The 20115-nt window shown below is 67.0% G+C and carries 17 protein-coding genes; 12 read left to right on the forward strand and 5 right to left on the reverse strand.

Features of this window, described 5'->3' with window-relative positions; all coding sequences use genetic code 11:
- Positions 1–21: 21 nt before the first annotated feature.
- The 4 genes from ACEOAB_RS21990 to serA form a co-directional block, all read right to left on the reverse strand.
- Positions 22–435: a gamma-butyrobetaine hydroxylase family protein gene (locus tag ACEOAB_RS21990; protein ID WP_056593986.1), complete on the reverse strand. Its 414-nt coding sequence runs from the start codon at positions 433–435 to the stop codon at positions 22–24.
- Positions 435–872 carry an HIT family protein gene (locus tag ACEOAB_RS21995; protein WP_413750818.1) on the reverse strand — a complete coding sequence of 146 codons (438 nt, stop codon included), beginning with the start codon at positions 870–872 and terminating at the stop codon, positions 435–437. Before ACEOAB_RS21995 ends, ACEOAB_RS21990 begins: the two co-directional genes overlap by 1 nt.
- Complete coding sequence (locus ACEOAB_RS22000; protein WP_413750819.1) at positions 869–4747, reverse strand: DUF3683 domain-containing protein; 3879 nt, start codon at positions 4745–4747, stop codon at positions 869–871. Before ACEOAB_RS22000 ends, ACEOAB_RS21995 begins: the two co-directional genes overlap by 4 nt.
- 212 nt (positions 4748–4959) lie before the next feature.
- Positions 4960–6192: a phosphoglycerate dehydrogenase gene (serA, locus tag ACEOAB_RS22005; RefSeq protein WP_056593990.1), complete on the reverse strand. Its 1233-nt coding sequence runs from the start codon at positions 6190–6192 to the stop codon at positions 4960–4962.
- 228 nt (positions 6193–6420) lie between these two features.
- Here serA and ugpB point away from each other — a divergent pair, with 228 nt between their 5' ends.
- The 6 genes from ugpB to ACEOAB_RS22035 all read left to right on the forward strand — a co-directional run bounded on the left by ugpB (position 6421) and on the right by ACEOAB_RS22035 (position 14106).
- Positions 6421–7734: a sn-glycerol-3-phosphate ABC transporter substrate-binding protein UgpB gene (gene ugpB, locus ACEOAB_RS22010; protein WP_413750496.1), complete on the forward strand. Its 1314-nt coding sequence runs from the start codon at positions 6421–6423 to the stop codon at positions 7732–7734.
- Between the two features lie 101 nt (positions 7735–7835).
- Entirely contained in the window at positions 7836–8717 is an 882-nt protein-coding gene (gene ugpA / locus ACEOAB_RS22015) for a sn-glycerol-3-phosphate ABC transporter permease UgpA (protein WP_056593996.1), read from the forward strand.
- Between the two features lies 1 nt (position 8718).
- Entirely contained in the window at positions 8719–9570 is an 852-nt protein-coding gene (ugpE, locus tag ACEOAB_RS22020; protein WP_007837107.1) for a sn-glycerol-3-phosphate ABC transporter permease UgpE, read from the forward strand.
- A 140-nt stretch (positions 9571–9710) separates the two neighbouring features.
- On the forward strand, positions 9711–10718 hold the full coding sequence (gene ugpC, locus ACEOAB_RS22025) for a sn-glycerol-3-phosphate ABC transporter ATP-binding protein UgpC (protein ID WP_413750497.1): 1008 nt from the start codon (positions 9711–9713) through the stop codon (positions 10716–10718).
- Between the two features lie 124 nt (positions 10719–10842).
- Entirely contained in the window at positions 10843–11586 is a 744-nt protein-coding gene (gene ugpQ, locus ACEOAB_RS22030) for a glycerophosphodiester phosphodiesterase (protein WP_413750498.1), read from the forward strand.
- Between the two features lie 210 nt (positions 11587–11796).
- Entirely contained in the window at positions 11797–14106 is a 2310-nt protein-coding gene (locus ACEOAB_RS22035; protein WP_495653113.1) for a DUF3772 domain-containing protein, read from the forward strand.
- A gap of 55 nt (positions 14107–14161) precedes the next feature.
- Here ACEOAB_RS22035 and ACEOAB_RS22040 read toward each other — a convergent pair whose 3' ends face one another.
- Positions 14162–14440: a hypothetical protein gene (locus tag ACEOAB_RS22040; protein WP_413751018.1), complete on the reverse strand. Its 279-nt coding sequence runs from the start codon at positions 14438–14440 to the stop codon at positions 14162–14164.
- Positions 14441–14552: 112 nt separating this feature from the next.
- On the opposite strand from ACEOAB_RS22040, the gene hemA reads away from it, so the two are divergent.
- The 6 genes from hemA (at position 14553) to paeA (ending at position 20108) form a co-directional block, all read left to right on the forward strand.
- Positions 14553–15824 carry a glutamyl-tRNA reductase gene (hemA, locus tag ACEOAB_RS22045; RefSeq protein WP_413751019.1) on the forward strand — a complete coding sequence of 424 codons (1272 nt, stop codon included), beginning with the start codon at positions 14553–14555 and terminating at the stop codon, positions 15822–15824.
- Positions 15825–15920: 96 nt separating this feature from the next.
- Positions 15921–17009 carry a peptide chain release factor 1 gene (gene prfA, locus ACEOAB_RS22050; protein WP_413751020.1) on the forward strand — a complete coding sequence of 363 codons (1089 nt, stop codon included), beginning with the start codon at positions 15921–15923 and terminating at the stop codon, positions 17007–17009.
- Positions 17009–17860, forward strand: coding sequence for a peptide chain release factor N(5)-glutamine methyltransferase (gene prmC, locus ACEOAB_RS22055; protein WP_056594017.1), 852 nt, complete (start codon positions 17009–17011; stop codon positions 17858–17860). Before prfA ends, prmC begins: the two co-directional genes overlap by 1 nt.
- 29 nt (positions 17861–17889) lie before the next feature.
- Entirely contained in the window at positions 17890–18219 is a 330-nt protein-coding gene (gene grxD, locus ACEOAB_RS22060; RefSeq protein ID WP_413749754.1) for a Grx4 family monothiol glutaredoxin, read from the forward strand.
- Between the two features lie 16 nt (positions 18220–18235).
- A complete protein-coding gene (locus ACEOAB_RS22065; protein WP_056594024.1) occupies positions 18236–18742 on the forward strand; it encodes a cupin domain-containing protein in 507 nt (168 codons plus the stop codon).
- Between the two features lie 55 nt (positions 18743–18797).
- Positions 18798–20108 carry a polyamine export protein PaeA gene (gene paeA / locus ACEOAB_RS22070; protein WP_413749755.1) on the forward strand — a complete coding sequence of 437 codons (1311 nt, stop codon included), beginning with the start codon at positions 18798–18800 and terminating at the stop codon, positions 20106–20108.
- The last annotated feature ends 7 nt before the right edge of the window (positions 20109–20115 follow it).

Here is a 20115-nt window from a genome sequence, read left to right on the forward strand (position 1 = left end):
AGCACCGCGCGGATTCGCGGCTCAGTGGCTGCCGCAGGCGTGGCCGCCCTTGTCGAGCATCGGCGCGTCGCGCTCGACGCCCGCTTCGGCCAGCCGTCGCTCGTAGGCAGCCCACAGCTCGGCCTGCTTCGCGCCCAGTTCGTAGAGCAGGTCCCACGAGTAGATGCCGGTGCTGTGGCCGTCGCTGAAGGTCGGCTGCACGGCGTAGTTGCCGACCGCTTGGAGGTCGACGAGTTCGACGTCGCGCTTGCCCGTCTGCAGGATTTCCTGGCCCGGGCCGTGGCCCTGCACTTCGGCCGACGGCGAGTAGATGCGCATCAGCTCGAAGGGAATGCGGAAGGTCGCGCCATCCGAGAAGCCCACTTCGAGCACGCGCGACTGACCGTGCACGGTGATCGACTGCGGCGTCGGTGCGCCCTGTTTCAAGCCTGCCATCAGAAGCTCCTTGTACCCAGGCGTTCGATCATCGCAGCCTCGACGGCCGGCAGACGCGCAGCGACATGCGCCTCGTGCGCGGTATTCCGCGCGCGCTGCACGGGTGCCCATACCGAGCCCGGGAAATGGCTGTCATCGGCGAAACGCGCGATCACATGCCAGTGCAGGTGCGGCACCATGTTGCCGAGCGCGGCGATGTTCATCTTGGCGGGATGCAGGTGCTCGCGCAGGCACTGCTCCACCGCCACCACCGCGTCCATGCACAGCGCGCGGTCGGCTGCGTCGAGGTCCGAGAACTCCGGCGCATGCGCGCGCCAGACCACGCGATAGAAGGCCGGGAAACCCGCCTCTTCCGCGTGGATGACGCGCAGCTTCACGCCCTCGAACACGACGCGTCCGCCATGGCCTTCGCAGAGCGGGCAGCCTTGCACCGTCATACCAGCACCCGCTCTATCCCGCCCTGGTTGGCCGCGGCCACGTACTCCGGCATCCAGTCCTTGCCGAGGAGCTTGTTGGCCATCTCGACCACGATGTAGTCGGCTTCGAGCAGGCCGTTGTTCAGGTCGTTGCCGTAGCGCGAGAGGCCCTGCAGGCAGCTCGGGCAGCTGGTGAGGATCTTCACGTTGTCCTTCTCGCCGACCTTGCCGCTGTCGCGCAGCGCGGCTTCGCCCTTCTTCAGTTCCTCTTCCTTGCGGAAGCGGATCTGCGTCGAGATGTCGGGCCGCGACACGCCCAGCGTGCCCGACTCGCCACAGCAGCGGTCGTTCTTGAGCACGTTGTCGCCGACCAGCGCCTTCACGGTCTTCATCGGGTCCTGCTGCTTCATCGGCGAATGGCACGGGTCGTGATAGAGGTAGCCGCCACCGCCGGCATCGGCCAGCGTGATGCCCTTCTCCAGCAGGTACTCGTGGATGTCGATGATGCGGCAGCCCGGGAAGATCTTGTCGAACTGGTAGCCCTGCAGCTGGTCGTAGCAGGTGCCGCAGCTCACCACCACCGTCTTGATGTCGAGGTAGTTGAGCGTGTTGGCCACGCGGTGGAAGAGCACGCGGTTGTCCGTGATCATCTTCTCCGCCTTGTCGTACTGCCCGCTGCCGCGCTGCGGATAGCCGCAGCACAGGTAGCCCGGCGGCAACACCGTCTGCACCCCCGCATGCCACAGCATGGCCTGCGTGGCAAGGCCGACCTGCGAGAACAGGCGCTCCGACCCGCATCCCGGGAAGTAGAAGACCGCCTCGGTTTCCGACGTGGTCGCCTTCGGGTTGCGGATGATCGGCACGTAGTCCGCATCCTCGATGTCGAGCAGCGCGCGCGCCGTCTTCTTCGGCAGGTTGCCCGGCATCTTCTTGTTGATGAAGTGGATCACCTGTTCCTTGACCGGTGCCGGGCCGAGCGTGGCCGGCGGCGCCGCGGTCTGCTTCTTCGCGAGGCCGCGCAGCAGGTCGTTGGCCAGGCGCTGCGCCTTGAAGCCCACGCCCACCATGCCCGCGCGCACCGCCTTGATGGTCTGCGGATTGGTCGCGTTGAGGAAGAACATCGCGGCCGCGTTGCCGGGACGGAAGCTCTTCTGTCCCATCTTGCGCAGCAGGTTGCGCATGTTCATCGACACGTCGCCGAAATCGATCTTCACCGGGCACGGCGTGAGGCACTTGTGGCACACGGTGCAGTGGTCGGCCACGTCCTCGAACTCTTCCCAGTGCTTGATGCTGATGCCGCGCCGCGTCTGCTCTTCATACAGGAAGGCCTCCACCAGCAGCGAAGTCGCGAGGATCTTGTTGCGCGGGCTGTAGAGCAGGTTGGCGCGCGGCACGTGCGTGGCGCACACCGGCTTGCACTTGCCGCAGCGCAGGCAGTCCTTCACGCTGTCGGCAATGGCGCCGATGTCGCTCTGCTGCATGATCAGCGACTCGTGCCCCATGAGGCCGAAGCTCGGCGTGTAGGCGTTGGTCAGGTCGGCGTGCAGCGTCTGAGCCTGGCCTGCCGGCGCACGCAGCAGCTTGCCCTTGTTGAAGCGGCCTTCGGGGTCGACTTTGGCCTTGTATTCGGTGAACGGACGCAGCTCCTCGTCGCTCAGGAATTCGAGCTTGGTGATGCCGATGCCGTGCTCGCCCGAGATCACGCCGTCGAGGCTGCGCGCCAGCGCCATGATGCGCACCACCGCGGCATGCGCGGTCTGCAGCATGTCGTAGTTGTCGCTGTTGACGGGGATATTGGTGTGCACATTGCCGTCGCCCGCGTGCATGTGCAGCGCAACCCACACGCGGCCCTTGAGCACCTGCTTGTGGATGGCCGCGCACTCGGCAACGATGGGAGCGAACTCCACGCCGCTGAAGATTTCCTGCAGCGGCTGGCGCAGCTGGGTCTTCCAGCTGGCGCGCAGGGTGTGGTCCTGCAGCTGCGGGAACAGCGTGTCGACGTCGCGCAGCCATTCGGCCCAGAGCGCACGCACGCCCTGCACCAGCGCGACGGCCTGAGCCACGCGGTCTTCGAGCAGCTCGGCCGCCGGGATTTCATGCGCGTCGTCGGTCTTGCCCAGCGGCAGGTTGCCGCGCAGCAGGAAGGCTTCGAGTTCGTCGGTGAGCGCGAGCTTGTTCTGCAGCGAGAGCTCGATGTTGATGCGCTCGATGCCGTCGCTGTACTCGGCCATGCGCGGCAGCGGGATCACCACGTCCTCGTTGATCTTGAAGGCGTTGGTGTGCTTGCTGATGGCGGCCGTGCGCTTGCGGTCGAGCCAGAACTTCTTGCGCGCCTCGGGGCTGATGGCGATGAAGCCTTCGCCGCTGCGCGAGTTGGCGATGCGCACCACCTCGGAGGTGACGCGGGCCACGTCATCGGCGTCGTCGCCGGCGATGTCGCCGAACAGCACCATCTTCGGCAGGCCGCCGTGCTTCTTCGACTTGGTGGCGTAGCCCACGGCCTTCAGGTAGCGGTCGTCCAGGTGTTCGAGGCCGGCCAGCAGCACGCCCGAGCGCTTCTGCTCGGCGAACATGAAGTCCTTGATCTCGACGATGCTGGGCACGGCGTCCTTGGCGTTGCCGAAGAACTCCAGGCACACGGTGCGCGTGTGCGCAGGCATCTTGTGCACCACCCAGCGGCAGCTGGTGATGAGGCCGTCGCAGCCCTCCTTCTGGATGCCCGGCAGGCCCGAGAGGAACTTGTCGGTCACGTCCTTGCCGAGGCCTTCCTTGCGGAAGGTGCGGCCCGGAATGTCGAGGCGCTCGGTGCGCAGCTTCGTCTTGCCGTCGGCCGCGTAGTACTGCAGCTCGAACACGGCGCTTTCGGCGTCATGGATCTTGCCGAGGTTGTGGCCAATGCGAGTGACTTCGAGCCATTCGGCCTGCGGCGTCACCATGCGCCACGAGGCGAGGTTGTCGAGCGCGGTGCCCCAGAGCACGGCTTTTTTGCCGCCGGCGTTCATGGCGACGTTGCCGCCGACGCACGAGGCCTCGGCCGAGGTCGGATCGACCGCGAACACGAAGCCGGCGCGCTCGGCCGTATCGGCCACGCGCTGCGTGACCACGCCGGCCTCGGTCCAGATGGTGGGCACGGGGTCGGCCAGGCCGGGCAGCGACATGTGCTCGACCTCGGTCATCGCCTCGAGCTTCTCGGTGTTGATGACCACGCTCTTCCATGTCAGCGGGATGGCGCCGCCGGTGTAGCCGGTGCCGCCGCCGCGCGGGATGATGGTCAGGCCCAGCTCGATGCAGCCCTTCACCAGCAGCGCCATCTCGGCCTCGGTGTCGGGGCACAGCACCACGAACGGGTACTCCACGCGCCAGTCGGTGGCGTCGGTCACGTGCGAGACGCGCGACAGGCCGTCGAACTTGATGTTGTCCTTGGCCGTGAGCCGGCGCAGCGCACGCGTGGCCTTGCGGCGCAGGGCGGCGACGTCGCGGAACTTGGTGTCGAAGGCCGCCACCGCCTCGCCCACGAGGCCGGTGAGTTCACCCACGAGCTGGTCGCGCGGCAGGTCGCTGTCGGGTGTGCGGCGCTTCTGCACCTCGGCCAGGCGGTGCCGCAGGGCGTCGACCAGCTGGCCTCGGCGGCGCGGGTTGTCGAGCAGGTCGTCGACGAGGTAGGGGTTGCGCTGGACGACCCAGATGTCGCCGAGCACCTCGTAGAGCATGCGCGCCGATCGGCCGGTGCGGCGCTCGGCGCGCAGGGTCTGGAGCAGTTCCCAGCCGCGCTCGCCCAGCAGGCGAATCACGATCTCTCGGTCGGAGAAGCTGGTGTAGTTGTACGGGATCTCGCGCAGTCGTACGGGCTCTGCGGCCTGTGACAACAGCGTATTCAACGCGGTCGGAGCATTCATCGGGTGGGGCGCCTCGGCCGGGCGCTGCGCGCCCATAGCCGGGCTGGGGATTTTAGGTCAGGGGACGGGTCCCTGCCTCGGTACCGGTATTGTTCCCTCCCCCGCTGGGGGAGGGTTGGGGTGGGGGCACGACGGCGCTCGCAAATGCATGGCGTCCAGTTGGGAGATGCCCCCATCCCGCCCATACCCCCGCGGGGGAAGGAGAAAGACCTTCAGAACAGCACGCGGCTGCGGATCGTCCCGCTCACCTTCGCCAGCTTCTCCAGCGCCAGGTCGGAAGAAGCCGCGTCGATGTCCATCACCACGTAGCCGATCTTCTCGTTCGTCTGCAGGAACTGCGAGGAGATGTTGATGTTGTTGTCCGAGAAGATCTTGTTGATCTCGGACAGCACGCCCGGCACGTTGCGGTGGACGTGCAGCAGGCGGTGCTTGCCCGGGTGCGCCGGCAGCGCCACCTCGGGAAAGTTGACCGAAGAAGTCGAGGTGCCGTTGTCGCTGTACTTGACCAGCTTCTCGGCCACTTCCAGCCCGATGTTGGCCTGCGCCTCCATCGTCGATCCGCCGATGTGCGGCGTCAGGATCACGTTGTCCAGCCCCCGCAGCGGCGACAGGAACTCGTCCTTGTTGGTACGCGGCTCCACCGGGAACACGTCGATGGCGGCGCCCAGCAGCTTCTTGCTCTTCAGGGCCTCGGCCAGAGGCTCGATCTCGACCACCGTGCCGCGCGAGGCGTTCAGCAAGATGGCTCCCGGCTTCATCGCGGCGATCTCGGCCGCGCCGATCATCCATTGCGTGGCCTGGGTCTCGGGCACGTGCAGCGTCACGATGTCGCTCTGCGCCAGCAGCTGGTGCAGCTCGCGCACCTGGCGCGCATTGCCCAGCGGCAGCTTGGTGACCACGTCGAAGAAGGCCACATGCATGCCCAGCGCCTCGGCCAGCACCGACAGCTGCGCGCCGATCGAGCCGTAGCCCACGATGCCCAGCGTCTTGCCGCGGATTTCGAACGCGTTGTCGGCCGACTTGAGCCAGCCGCCGCGATGCGCCACCGCGCTCTTCTCGGGCACGCCGCGCAGCAGCAGGATGGCTTCGGCCAGCACCAGCTCGGCCACCGAGCGGGTGTTGGAGTACGGGGCGTTGAAAACGGCCACGCCATGCTCGCGCGCCGCTTCGAGGTCGACCTGGTTGGTGCCGATGCAGAAGCACCCGGCGGCCACCAGCTTGTGGGCGGCGGCGAACACCTCGGCCGTCAGCTGGGTGCGCGAACGGATGCCCAGGAAGTGAACGTCGGCGATCTTGGCCTTGAGTTCGGCGTCGGGCAGCGCGCCCGGCAGCGACTCGATGTTGGTGTAGCCGGCGGCGCGCAGCACCTCCACGGCCGAGGGGTGGATGCCTTCGAGCAAGAGGAACTTGATCCTGCTTTTGTCGAGGGAGGTTTTGCTGCTCATGGCGGTCTCGCGGAAGCCCCGGCCATGGCGACAAGCTAGGCCAGAAAAAGGGAGGGCGATGCTAGCATGGTGCAGCGCAGCATGCAGGGCCGCCGCCCGCGCCGGGCATGAGGCCAAAGGGGTTTCCCTGATTGGAAGAAAGCGGCGCTCCGTGCGCCAATGTGACGCGGCTGTGTCATGCACATGCCCTAGCATCCGCGCTTTCCATTTTTCCCTTCAGGAGTCTTCATGCGATTCAAGACGCTCGCGCTGGCATCGGCGTTGGCCGCCACCACGCTGTTCAACGTGGCGCAGGCCCAGACCGAGATCCAGTGGTGGCACTCGATGACCGCCGTCAACAACGAGTGGGTCAACGACCTGGCCAAGCAGTTCAACGAGAGCCAGAAGGAATACAAGGTCATCCCGACCTTCAAGGGCACGTACGACGAATCGATGACGGCGTCCATCGCGGCTTTCCGTGCCGGCAACGCGCCGCACATCCTGCAGGTGTTCGAAGTGGGCACCGCCACCATGATGGCCAGCAAGGGCGCGATCGTGCCGGTGGGCCAGGTCATGAAGGACGCGGGCGAGAAGTTCGACCCGGCCGCCTACATCCCCGCCGTGGCCGGCTACTACACCGCCCCCAACGGCCAGATGCTGAGCTTCCCGTTCAACAGCTCGACCACCATCTTCTATTTCAACAAGGACGCCTTCAAGGCCGCCGGCCTGCCCACCGACAAGGCCCCGTCGACCTGGCCGGAAGTCGTAGCCGCCGCCGCCAAGCTCAAGGCCAGCGGCCACAAGTGCCCGTTCACCACGGCCTGGCAGAACTGGACGCAGGTCGAGAGCTTCTCGGCCTGGCACAACGTGGAGTTCGCGAGCAAGGCCAACGGCCTGCAGGGCCTGGACGCGCGCCTGAAGGTGAACTCGCCGCTGCACCAGCGCCACATCGAGAACCTGGCCAGCATGGCCAAGCAGGGCCTGTTCATCTACAAGGGCCGCGGCAACGTGCCTGAAGCCTCGTTCGTCTCTGGCGAGTGCGCCATGATCAACACGTCCTCGGGCTTCTACGGCAACGTGGCGAAGAACGCCAAGTTCGCCTACGGCCTGGCTCCCCTGCCCTACTACCCGGACGTGCCGGGCGCACCGCAGAACACCGTGATCGGCGGCGCCAGCCTGTGGGTCATGTCGGGCAAGAAACCGGCCGAGTACAAGGGCGTGGCCAAGTTCTTCAGCTTCATCTCGACGCCTGAAGTGCAGTCGGCCAGCCACAAGCGCACCGGCTACCTGCCGGTGACCACTGCCTCGTACAAGCTCACCGAGGAATCGGGCTTCTACAAGCAGAACCCCGGCACCGACGTGGCCGTGACGCAGATGATCCGCAAGGTCACCGACAAGAGTCGCGGCATCCGCCTGGGCAACTACGTGCAGATCCGCGCCATCGAGGACGAAGAGCTCGAACAGGTCTGGAACGGCAAGAAAACCGCCAAGGAAGCCCTCGACGCCATCGTGACCCGCGGCAACGAGCAGTTGGAACGCTTCCAGAAGGCCAACAAGAGCTGACGATCGACGACCGGACCCCTCGCGTGTCCGGCTAACATCGCCCGCCCCCGTCCGCTCTTGCGCAAGAGTGGGCTGGGCGGGATTTTTTATGTAGAGGGTTCATGGAAAAACGCGTTTTCTTTCGCTCGGGCTGGTTGCCCTGGCTTTTGCTGGCACCGCAGATGGCGGTGATCCTCGTGTTTTTCTTCTGGCCGGCAGGGCAAGCCATCCTGCAATCGCTCCAGCAGCAGGACGCATTCGGCACATCCGTCGACTTCGTCGGGCTGCAGAACTTCAAGGACCTGTTCGACGACCCGGCCTATGGCGAGTCGTTCAAGACCACCGCCGTCTTCTCGGTGCTGGTGGCCACCATAGGCCTGAGCCTGTCGCTGACGCTGGCCGTCTTTGCCGATCGCATCGTGAGCGGCGGCATGTTCTACAAGACCATGCTGATCCTGCCCTACGCCGTGGCGCCCGCCGTGGCAGCCGTGCTCTGGGTCTTCATGTTCTCCCCCTCGCTGGGCGTGGTCGCCTACGCGCTCGGCAAGATCGGCATCGACTGGAACCACCTGCTCAATTCGAAGCACGCGATGACGCTGATCGTGATGGCCGCGGTGTGGAAGCAGATCTCGTACAACTTCCTGTTCTTCCTGGCCGGCCTGCAGTCCATTCCCAAGTCGCTGATCGAGGCGGCGGCCATCGACGGCGCGCGCCCATGGCGCCGCTTCTGGACGGTGCAGTTCCCGCTGCTGTCGCCCACCACCTTCTTCCTGCTGGTGATGAACGTGGTCTACGCGTTCTTCGACACCTTCGCCATCGTTCACGCGGCCACCGAAGGCGGTCCGGGCAAGGACACGGAAATCCTCGTCTACAAGGTCTATCACGACGGCTTCAAGGCGCTGGACCTGGGTGGCTCGGCCGCGCAGTCGGTCGTGCTGATGGTGATCGTGATCGCGCTCACCATCGTGCAATTCCGCTACGTCGAGAAAAAGGTGCAGTACTGACATGGTTGAAAGAAGAAGCACTCAGGGCGTCCTGGCCCACGTGGTGATGATCCTCGGCGTCCTGATCGTCGCCTTCCCCATCTACCTCGCCTTCGTGGCGTCCACCCACACCGCGCAGGAAATCGTGCAGCGGCCGATGCCGCTGCTGCCAGGCTCGAACATGCTCGACAGCTACAAGGGCGCGCTCTTCGGCCGCGCGAGCAGCGCAGGCTCCAACGCCCCGGTGGCCCACATGATGTGGGTCAGCCTGGTAACGGCACTGGTCATCGCCATCGGCAAGATCGCCATTTCGCTGCTGTCAGCCTTCGCCATCGTCTACTTCCGCTTCCCCTTCAAGAAGATCTGCTTCTGGGCGATCTTCGTGACACTGATGCTGCCGGTGGAAGTGCGCATCCTGCCCACCTACAAGGTGCTGTCGGACCTGAGCATGCTGAACAGCTACGCGGGCCTCACGGTGCCGCTGATCGCGTCGGCCACGGCCACCTTCCTGTTCCGCCAGTTCTTCCTGACCGTGCCCGAGGAACTCACCGAGGCCTCGCGAATGGATGGCGCGAGCCCGATGCGCTTCTTCTTCGACGTGCTGCTGCCGCTGTCGAAGACCAGCATTGCCGCGCTTTTCGTGATCCAGTTCATCTACGGCTGGAACCAGTACCTGTGGCCGCTGCTGGCGGTCACCAACGAGGACATGTACCCGATCGTGGTCGGCATCAAGCGACTCATCGCCGGCGGTGACGGCCAGAACGAATGGAACGTCGTGATGGCCACCGCCATCCTCGCCATGCTGCCGCCCGCGCTGGTGGTTGTGCTGATGCAAAAGTGGTTCGTCAAGGGCCTTGTTGATACAGAGAAATAGGCTCGCCCCCAGGCTTCGCGCACTTCGTGTCGCTACGCCTTCCCCCTGCCGGGGGCACCACCAGCGGCCCGGCAAAGCCGGTTCCGCGGTGGTTTTGGAAATAACAGCGCCTCGTGGTCGAGGCCGAAATCGAGAAGAACATGGCTGCACTTTCCCTACGCAACGTCATCAAGCGCTACGGCCACGGGCCGAAAGCCAACCAGGTCATCCACGGCGTGAGCGCCGAGATCGCCAACCATGAATTCATCGTGATCGTGGGCCCTTCGGGCTGCGGCAAGTCCACGCTGCTGCGCATGGTGGCCGGCCTGGAGGAAATCTCGGCCGGCGAGATCGCCATCGGCGGCAAGGTGGTGAACCAGCTCGAGCCCTCCGAGCGCGACATCGCCATGGTGTTCCAGAACTACGCGCTGTACCCGCACATGAGCGTGTTCGCGAACATGGCCTACGGCCTGAAGATCGCCAAGGTACCGGTCGACGAGATCAAGGTGCGCGTCGACAAGGCCGCGAAGATCCTCGAACTCGGCCACCTGCTGGAGCGCAAGCCGCGCGAACTCTCCGGCGGCCAGCGCCAGCGCGTGGCCATGGGCCGCGCCATCGTGCGCCAGCCGCAGGTTTTCCTGTTCGACGAGCCGCTGTCGAACCTCGACGCCAAGCTGCGCGCGCAGACGCGCCTCGAAATCCAGAAGCTGCACCGCGAACTCGGCATCACCTCGCTGTTCGTCACGCACGACCAGGTCGAAGCGATGACGCTGGCGCAGCGCATCATCGTGATGAACGGCGGCGTGATGGACCAGTTCGCGACGCCCGAAGAGGTGTACTCCAAACCGGCCACCACCTTCGTGGCGAGCTTCATCGGCTCGCCGCCGATGAACCTGCTGAAGCACGCGCCGGGCGTGCGCCCGGGCCAGATCCTGGGCATTCGCCCCGAGCATCTGAAGCTGGACGAGAGCGGCTGGACGGTGCAGGTCGAGCAGGTCGAGCTGCTGGGCGCCGAGCGCCTGGTGTACGGCCGCATCGGTGATGAGCAGATCATCATGCGCACTGACGAAGGCGACCATCCGCCGGTGGCAGGCGACACGGTGAAGATCGCCGCGCGCGAAGACAAGCTGCACTGGTTCGACGCCGGCTCCGGCAAGCGCGCGGATTAATGCTCGCCCCCAGGCTTCGCGCACTTCGTGTCGCTTCTCCTACCCCCTACCGGGGGCGACACCAGCGGCCCGGCAAAGCCGGTTCCGCGGTGTCCCACGAAGAAGCCGAAAGCCAACTCAAGAAATGCTCATGAAACCCTGGCCCTACCCCCGCTGGGTCGCTCACCGCGGCGCCGGCAAGCTGGCTCCCGAGAACACGCTTGCCGCGTTCCGGCTTGGCGCGGCATACGGCTACCGCATGTTCGAGTGCGACGCCAAGCTCAGCGCCGACGGCGTTGTCTTCCTGATGCACGACGCCACGCTCGACCGCACTACCAGCGGCCATGGCACCGGCGGCGCGCAGCCCTGGAGCGCGCTGGCGCACCTCGATGCGGGCAGCTGGCACTCACGCGCCCATGCGGGCGAGCCGCTGCCCACGCTGGAGAACCTCGCGCGCTACTGCCTGGCGAACGGCCACCTGCTGAACATCGAGATCAAACCCACGCCGGGCGTCGAGCGCGAAACCGGCGAGGTGGTGGCGCGTGAGGCTGCGCGCCTGTGGCAAGGCGCTGCCGTGCCGCCGCTGCTCACGTCCTTCGAGGTCGAATCGCTGAAAGGCGCGCAAGCGGTGCAGCCAGAGCTGCCGCGCGGCCTGCTGCTCGACACGCTGTGGAACGGCTGGCTCGAAGCCGCGCAGCAGTTGGGTTGCGTGGCCATCGTCTGCAACCACGCGCTGTGGGACGCCGCAGTGGTGGCGCAGGTGCACGGCGCCGGCATGCGCGCGCTGAGCTACACGGTGAACGACGAATGGGCGGCGCAGCGGCTGATCGGCCTGGGTACCGACGGCATCATCACCGACCGGGTCGACCTCTTCAGCCCGGCCGGCTGAGGCGCACGCTTCTTACAGGCTCTTACCTCATGGCCGCTTCTATGATGCGGCCATGAATCGGACCTCTCGCCTGGCGGGCTTCGGCCTCGCCATCCTGCTGGCCCTGTCGGTGTGCGGCGCGTTCGCGCAGCCCGAGGCCAGCATGAACGCCGGCACCGGCAATCCCAACAACAGCGCCAACACCGCCGCCGCGGCAGCCCCGCGCCCACCGTGGCCGAGCTGCGGGCGCAATTCAACAAGCTCACCGCCGACCCGGGCAAGGGCGGCGACGCCGAGGACGACCCGCGCAAGCAAATCGGGCAGATCAACGACATCGGCGCGCAGGCGGACAAATTCGTCGCCGCGCGCACCGGCGACCTCGCAGACCTCAACGCACGCCTGGGCGAGCTCGGCAACCCGCCCGCTGCCGGCACCACCGAAGACCCCGGCATCACGCGCCAGCGCGCGCAGCTGACGAAGGAGCGCAACGCGCTCGACGCCGATATCCGGCTTGCGAAGCTTCTGTCTATCGACGTGCGCCAGCGCGGCGCCGACCTGGTCACGCAGCGGCGCGCGCTGTTCGAGGCGCAGCTCACCGAGCGCGCGGCCTCGCCGCTCACCGAGGCCTTCTGGAACGACCTGCAGGAGGCCTGGCCCGATGACCTGGCGCGGCTGCAGGCCATGGGCACGGCCCTCGGCGACGGCATCGAACAGGCGCTGGCACCCGCGTCGCGCACGGCGGTGATCGCCGCGCTGATCGGCGCCCTGCTGCTGGCCTTCCTGGGCGTCTGGGGCGCCGAGCACCTGCTGGCGCGGCTCTCCATGCGGGTGCTGCCGGCCGGCCGGCTGCGCCGCTCGTTGCTGGTGATCGCCATCGTCGCGAGCCACGTGCTGCTGGTGGCGGTGGCCGCGCACGGCTTCGTGGAAGTGCTCAAGACCTATGCCACCTGGGACCCGCAGGCGCGCAAGGCGCTGCAATCGGCGGCGCAGGCGCTGACCTTCATGGCCTTCGTCATCGGCCTGGGCCGCGCGCTGCTGGCCACTTCGCGCCCCTCGTGGCGGCTGCCGCCGATCCCCGACGCCACGGCCAGCCGGCTTGCCGCGCTGCCCTGGCTGGTGGCGCTGGTGGCGGCACTGGCCTGGACGCCGGCCGAGATCAATGCGCTGATCGACGCCAGCTTCGCCGCCGTGGTGACCACGCATGTGCTGACGGCGCTGGTGCTGACCGCCCTGGTGGGCACGGTGATCTACCGGCTCAAGGCGCTGCGCGCCGACGCGCCCGAGGCCGGCCTGCCCGAGCGGCCGATGTGGGTCGGCCTGCTGGTGGCGCTGATCGGCATGCTGATGATCGCCATCTGGGTGCTGGTGGCGCTGGGCTACGTGGCGCTGGGCAGCTTCCTGGCCTCGCAGCTGACCTGGAGCGGCATCGTGGCCGCTGCCTTCTACGTGCTGTTCAAGTTCGCCGACGATGTGTTCATGGCCAGCGTGGCCTCGCGCAGCACCTTCGGCCAGAAGCTGCAGAAGAGCTTCGGCCTCGCACCGCAGACGCTGGACCAGGCGGCCACGGTGCTGTCGGGCATCAGCCGCGTGGCGCTGTTCGTCTACATGCTGATCGCTCTGGCCGCGCCGCTGGGCACATCTCCGAGCGAAGTGTTCCAGCGCAGCGGCAAGCTCGGAACCGGCGTGAAGGTGGGCGAGTTCCAGCTGGTTCCGGGCGCGATCCTGAGCGCGATCACGGTTGCGGTGGTGGGCTTGATCGTGCTGCGCATCTTCAAGCGCTGGCTCACGCGCAGCTACCTGCCGAACACGCAGTTCGAACCAGGCATGCAGAGCTCGATCTCCACGCTGCTGGGCTACGTAGGCGGCATTCTGGTGATCGCGTTCTCCCTGTCGGCACTGGGCATCGGCATCGAGCGCATCGCGTGGGTGGCGAGCGCACTGTCGGTGGGCATCGGCTTCGGCCTGCAGGCGATCGTGCAGAACTTCATCTCCGGGCTGATCCTGCTGGCGGAGCAGCCGGTGAAGGTGGGCGACTGGGTGGTGCTGGGCACGGCCGAGGGCGACGTGCGGCGCATCAATGTGCGCGCCACCGAGATCCAGCTGGGCGACCGTTCGACACTCATCGTGCCGAACTCGGAGTTCATCACCAAGACGGTTCGCAACATGACGCTGGCCAATGCCGAGGGCCGCGTACTGATCCGCCTGCCGATGCCGCTGACCACCGACGCGCAGCGCGTGCGCGATCTGATCCTCGCGGCCTGCAGGGGGCACGAAGGCGTGCTGGAAACGCCGGCGCCATCGCTCACGCTCGAGGGCATCGAGAACGGGCTGCTGATCTTCCAGGCGATCGCCTATGTGGCGAGCCCCCGGCTTGCGGGCGGCGTGCGCAGCGACCTGCTGTTCGTGATCCTCGACGAGCTCAGGAAGGCCGCGCTGCCGATGGCGACGCCGACCACATTCATGATGGCCCCCTCCGAGCCGGCCGCGGCAGCGCCGGCGCCCGCGACGTCCAACTCGCCGATCCCCGGCATGCCGACCTGAGCCTCGCTGCGGCGGCAGCGCGCCAAGGCAGGCCAGGTTCGGGGCTGGCTGGCCCTCAGCGGCGCCAGCCGCGCATCGCCAGCCACTGGACGGTGCCGCAGGCCGCCACGAGCGCAGCGTAGGTCGCCATCATCCCGTCGCGCCCGAACACCACGAGGCCGATCACCGACACGCCCACACCCACGGCAAAGGTCAGCGCCCACTGCACCCACCAGCGCGGGACGCCGGTGCGCCCGCTGCCCAGGAACCGGCCGGCAAGAGCCAGCACCAGGGCCAGGAAGGCCGCAGGAGCGACAAAATTGAGCAGGTGATCGAGGAGGGCCAGCAGGTCCATCGGAGGGGATTGCGCATGCGCCGGGATATGCGGCGAAGGATATGGCTGTCATAGGGAAAGCCATTTGTCCCTCCGCAAAGCTCATGCGGCTGCTGATTTTATAATCACGGCCATGTCAGTCTGGGCTCTCGGCTTGAACCATACGACCGCGCCGCTCGACCTGCGCGGTCGCTTCGCGTTCGCGCTCGACCAGATCGCCCCCACGCTGCAGAGCCTGCGCAGTTCCTTTGCCCCCGGCCGCCACCCCCAGGTCGAGGCCGCGATCATCTCCACCTGCAACCGCACCGAGATCTATTGCGCCTCGGAACACGCCGCACTCGACCACACTTTCGGCTGGCTGGCGCAAAGCGGCGGCGTGGCCCCGGCCCTGCTGCGATCGCACGCCTACACGCTTCAGGACGACGAAGCCGCCCGCCATGCCTTCCGCGTGGCCAGCGGGCTCGACTCGATGGTGCTCGGCGAAGCGCAGATCCTCGGCCAGATGAAAGACGCCGTGCGCGCGGCCGAAACCGCCGGCGCGCTCGGCAGCACGCTGAACCAGCTGTTCCAGCGCTCCTTTGCGGTGGCCAAGGAAGTCCGCACGGCCACCGAGATCGGCGCGCACTCCATCAGCATGGCCGCCGCAGCGGTCCGGCTCGCTGGCCAGCTCTTCGAAGACATTCATCAAACGCGCGTGCTGTTCGTCGGCGCAGGCGAAATGATCGACCTCGCGGCCACGCACTTCGCGGCCAAGGAACCCAGGTCGATCGCCATTGCCAACCGCACGCTCGAGCGCGGCGAAAAACTGGCTTCGCGCTTCGGCGCCGAAGCGATGCGTCTGGCCGACCTGCCGTCGCGGCTCGCCGAGTTCGACATCATCGTAAGCTGCACGGCGAGCACGCTGCCGATCATCGGCCTGGGCGCCGTGGAGCGCGCGCTCAAGGCACGCAAGCACCGCCCGATGTTCATGGTCGACCTGGCCGTGCCGCGCGACATCGAGCCCGAAGTGAAGGCGCTCGAGGACATCTATCTCTACACCGTCGACGACCTCGCCCAGGTCGTGCAACAGGGCCAGGCCAACCGCCAGGCGGCCGTCGCGCAGGCCGAAGTCATCATCGACGCGGGCGTGCAGAGCTTCATGCACTGGCTGGGCCAGCGCGGCACCGTGCCGCTGATCCAGCAGCTCAACGCGCAAGCCGACGAATGGCGTGCCGCCGAAATGGCGCGCGCGCGCAAGCTGCTGGCCAGGGGCGAATCGGTCGATGCCGTGCTCGAGGCCATGTCGCGCGGGCTCACGCAGAAGATGATGCACGGCGCCATGGCCGAGCTGCACGCGGGCGATGCCGCCTCGCGCGAACAGACGGCGCAGGCCATCTCGCGCCTGTTCCTGCGCAAAGAGCGTTAGCGGCGCTCGTCGTCGCCAGGCCCGATCGGCCGCGGTCTTCATGCGCGCTGCCCTTTTGCGGCAGCACCTCCCCATTTTTTCGAGCCCCGTTCCTCCGTGAAATCCTTTCTGCGCCACCAACTCGAACGCTACGCCCAACGCCTGGGCGAGCTCGACTTCCTGCTCTCGCGCGAAGACATCATGAGCGACATGGCGCAGTACCGCACCATCTCGCGCGAGCATGCCGAGGTCACGCAGATCGCCGGCCGCTACGAGCGCTACAGGCAGCGCGAGGCTGACATCGCCGGTGCCACGGAAATGCTCGACGACCCCGACATGGCCGAGATGGCGAAGGAAGAAATCGCGGGCGCCGAAGCCGAGCTGGTGCAGCTCGAGGAAGAACTGCAGCGCCTGCTGCTGCCGAAGGACCCCGACGACGCGCGCAACGCCTTCCTCGAAATCCGCGCCGGCACCGGCGGCGACGAATCGGCCCTGTTCGCGGGCGACCTGCTGCGCATGTACACACGCTACTGCGAGCGTGCCGGCTGGCGCTGCGAGGTGGTGAGCGAAAGCGAAAGCGAACTCGGCGGCTACAAGGAAGTGGTGATCCGCATCATCGGCGACGAGGTGTTCGGCCACCTGCGCTTCGAATCGGGCGGCCACCGCGTGCAGCGCGTGCCGGCGACCGAAACGCAAGGCCGCATCCACACCAGCGCCTGCACGGTCGCCGTGCTGGCCGAGCCCGACGAAACCGTGGCCGTGCAGATCAACCCGGCCGACCTGCGCATCGACACCTACCGAGCGAGCGGCGCGGGCGGACAGCACATCAACAAGACCGACTCGGCCGTGCGCATCACGCACATCCCGACCGGCATCGTGGCCGAGTGCCAGGACGACCGCAGCCAGCACCGCAACAAGGCGAAGGCGCTGCAGGTGCTGTCGGCGCGCATCCAGGAGAAGGACCGCAGCGAGCGAGCGGCCAAGGACGCGGCCATGCGCAAGGGCCTGATCGGCAGCGGCGACCGCTCGGACCGCATCCGCACCTACAACTTTCCGCAGGGGCGGCTCACCGACCACCGCATCAACCTCACGCTCTACAAGCTGCTCGCGATCATGGAAGGCGACCTTGGCGACGTGCTCGACGCGCTGCGCGCCGCGCGTGAGGCCGAACAGCTGGTCGAGCTGGAATCGAGCCTGCCAGCGTGATGACCGCCGACGACCCGAAGCCGTCCACCGTGGCGCAGGCGCTGGCCGCGGCCGTCGCGCTGGGCGTGGAGCGGCTCGACGCGCAGTTGCTGCTGCTGCACGCGCTGGGCCGGGCGCCGCATGACCGCGCCTGGCTGCTGGCGCACGACACCGATGCGATGCCCGACGCGGCGTGGTCCGCGCTCTCCGCGCAGTTGTCACGCCGCCTCGCGGGCGAGCCGGTCGCCTACCTGCTCGGCGAGAAGGAGTTCCACGGCCTCGCCCTGCAGGTCGATCCACGCGTGCTGGTGCCGCGGCCCGACACCGAGGCGTTGGTCGAATGGGCGCTGCAGTGCCTCGAAGGTCATGTCGCCCCGCGCGTGCTTGATCTGGGCACGGGCAGCGGTGCGATCGCGCTGGCCCTGCAACATGCCCGCCGCGATGCGCAAGTCGACGCGGTCGACGCCAGCGCCGACGCATTGGCGGTCGCCCAGGCCAACGCGCAGCGCCTCGGCCTGCCGGTGTGCTTCACCGAAGCGAGCTGGCTCGACGGCGCCAGCAGCGGCTACACGGTGATCGCAAGCAACCCGCCGTACATCGCCGCCGGCGACCCGCACCTGCCCGCCCTGCGCCACGAACCCGTTTCCGCATTGGTCGCGGGCGCCGACGGCCTCGACGACATCCGCCAGATCGTGCAGAACGCTCCCGGCCACCTCGCCGAAGGCGGCTGGCTGCTGCTCGAGCACGGCCACGACCAGGCCGCGGCCGTGCGTCAACTGCTCGCCGCGCGCGGTTTCGCCGAAGTGCAAAGCCGCGACGACCTCGCCGGCATCCAGCGCTGCTCCGGCGGAATCTGGCGCACGGTGAAATAATCCCCCCAGCCCACTTTTCAGGAGTCCCCATGTCCGACGCCCAGCAACGCATCGACGACCTCGTCAAAACCAACGACCTCGTGCTCTTCATGAAGGGCAACGCAAGCTTTCCGATGTGCGGTTTCTCGGGCCGCGCGATCCAGATCCTGAAGGCGGTCGGTGTCGACACGAAGACGCTCAAGACCGTCAACGTGCTCGAAGACGACGGCATCCGCCAGGGCATCAAGGAATACAGCAACTGGCCCACGATTCCGCAGCTCTACGTGAAGGGCGAATTCGTCGGCGGCTCGGACATCATGATGGAGATGTACGAATCGGGCGAACTGCAGCAAGTCATCGGCGGCGACGCCGCGGCCTGATTCCACGGGGCCCGCAATGAGCCACGATCACGCGGATCACGGCCATTCGCATGAAGAAGGCGACCAGGCCTGGAAGCACGACGGCGTGCGCGTGATCGCGGCCAACCAGCTCGACGCCAACACCGCCCAGACGCCCGGCATGAACCGGGCAGCGGCCATCAACTTCGCCCGTGTGGGCGCGCAGAAGCTCTGGGCCGGCACCGTGACCATTCACGCCGATGCCAAGACCGGCGCCCATCACCACGGGCACCTCGAATCGGTGATCTACGTGGTGCGCGGCAGGGCCCGCATGCGCTGGGGCGAGAAGCTCGAGTTCACGGCCGAGGCCGGACCGGGCGACTTCATCTACGTGCCGCCCTACGTGCCGCACCAGGAGATCAACGCCAGCGCGACCGAGACGCTTGAATGCGTGCTGTGCCGCAGCGATGGCGAAGCGGTGGCGGTCAACCTCGACATCGAACCCGTCGAAAAACCCGAATCGGTCCTCTGGGTCGACCCCACGCATCCGCAGGGCGGGGTCTGAGCACTTTTCGGGTGCCGAGTCATGGCACCATGGTGGCCGTCTTCGACGTGCCACCATGACCCTGACCCAAAGCCTGCTCATCATCGCCTTGCTGATCGCGATGAGCGCGTTCTTCTCCCTTGCCGAAATCACCCTGGCCGCCTCGCGCCGCCTGCGCCTGCGCCAGATGGCCGACGAGGGCGACCCCCGGGCCGAGAAGGTGCTGCGCGTGCAGGAGCAACCCGGCCATTACTTCACCGTGGTGCAGATCGGCCTGAACGCGGTGGCGATCCTCGGCGGTGTCGTGGGCGAGGGCTCGCTCAGCCCGTATTTCGCGGTCTTCTTCGAGAAATGGCTGAGTGCCGAGGCCTCCACCAACGCGGCCTTCCTGTGCTCGTTCGTCATCATCATCGCGGTGTTCCTGGTGTTCGCCGACCTGTTCCCCAAGCGGCTGGGCATGAGCAACCCCGAGCAACTGGCGGTGCGCATGGTCGGACCGATGCAGGTGCTGATCACCACCTTCAAGCCGCTGGTGTGGTTCTTCACGCGCTGCACCGACCTGCTGTTCAAAGTGCTCGGCATGCCGATGGCGCGCGACGACAAGATCACCTCGGCCGACATCCTCGCGATGACCGAGGCCGGCGCACGGGCCGGCGTGCTCGCGGTGCGCGAGCAGCAGGTGATCGCCAACGTGTTCGAGCTGGAGACGCGCCTGGTCAGCAGTGTGATGACGGCGCGCGACAGCATCGCCTGGTTCCTGCACGACGACCCCGAGACGGTGCTGCGTGCGCGCATCGTGGCCGAGCCCTTCTCGGCGTACCCGGTGTGCGATGGCGACATCGACCACGTGCTCGGCTACGTCGATGCCAAGGACATGTTCCAGCGTGTGCTCAGCGGCCAGCCGCTGGCCTTCGACCAGGGCCTGCCGCTGCACAAGGCGCTGGTGATTCCCGATCGCCTGTCGCTCACCGAAGTGCTCGAGCAGTTCCAGCAGGCGCACGAGGACTTCGCGATCATCGTCAACGAATACAGCCTCGTGGTGGGCGTGATCACCCTCAACGATGTGATGAGTACGGTGATGGGCGACCTCGTCTCCATGCCGGACGAGGAGCAGATCGTGCAGCGCGACGAGAACTCGTGGCTGATCGACGGCGTCACGCCCATCCAGGACGTGCAGCGCGCGCTGCACATCGACGAACTGCCTCACTCGGAAGAGTACGAGACGCTGGCCGGCTTCCTGATGGTGATGCTGCGCCGCGTACCCAAGCGCACCGACAACGTCACCTGGGGCGGCTACACCTTCGAGGTGATGGACGTGGACAGCTACCGCATCGACCAGGTGATGGTCACGAAGGGCTCGGCCACCGCCAAGGCGCCGGCCGGCTGACGGAGGC

The organism is Variovorax sp. Varisp53, assembly GCF_059491555.1.

Coding starts and splice junctions, on each gene's coding strand:
- ACEOAB_RS21990 (WP_056593986.1), bottom strand. CDS start 435: ATGGCAGGCTTGAAACAGGGCGCACCGACGCCGCAGTCGATCACCGTG.
- ACEOAB_RS21995 (WP_413750818.1), bottom strand. CDS start 872: ATGACGGTGCAAGGCTGCCCGCTCTGCGAAGGCCATGGCGGACGCGTC.
- ACEOAB_RS22000 (WP_413750819.1), bottom strand. CDS start 4,747: ATGAATGCTCCGACCGCGTTGAATACGCTGTTGTCACAGGCCGCAGAG.
- serA (WP_056593990.1), bottom strand. CDS start 6,192: ATGAGCAGCAAAACCTCCCTCGACAAAAGCAGGATCAAGTTCCTCTTG.
- ugpB (WP_413750496.1), top strand. CDS start 6,421: ATGCGATTCAAGACGCTCGCGCTGGCATCGGCGTTGGCCGCCACCACG.
- ugpA (WP_056593996.1), top strand. CDS start 7,836: ATGGAAAAACGCGTTTTCTTTCGCTCGGGCTGGTTGCCCTGGCTTTTG.
- ugpE (WP_007837107.1), top strand. CDS start 8,719: ATGGTTGAAAGAAGAAGCACTCAGGGCGTCCTGGCCCACGTGGTGATG.
- ugpC (WP_413750497.1), top strand. CDS start 9,711: ATGGCTGCACTTTCCCTACGCAACGTCATCAAGCGCTACGGCCACGGG.
- ugpQ (WP_413750498.1), top strand. CDS start 10,843: ATGCTCATGAAACCCTGGCCCTACCCCCGCTGGGTCGCTCACCGCGGC.
- ACEOAB_RS22040 (WP_413751018.1), bottom strand. CDS start 14,440: ATGGACCTGCTGGCCCTCCTCGATCACCTGCTCAATTTTGTCGCTCCT.
- hemA (WP_413751019.1), top strand. CDS start 14,553: ATGTCAGTCTGGGCTCTCGGCTTGAACCATACGACCGCGCCGCTCGAC.
- prmC (WP_056594017.1), top strand. CDS start 17,009: ATGACCGCCGACGACCCGAAGCCGTCCACCGTGGCGCAGGCGCTGGCC.
- grxD (WP_413749754.1), top strand. CDS start 17,890: ATGTCCGACGCCCAGCAACGCATCGACGACCTCGTCAAAACCAACGAC.
- ACEOAB_RS22065 (WP_056594024.1), top strand. CDS start 18,236: ATGAGCCACGATCACGCGGATCACGGCCATTCGCATGAAGAAGGCGAC.
- paeA (WP_413749755.1), top strand. CDS start 18,798: ATGACCCTGACCCAAAGCCTGCTCATCATCGCCTTGCTGATCGCGATG.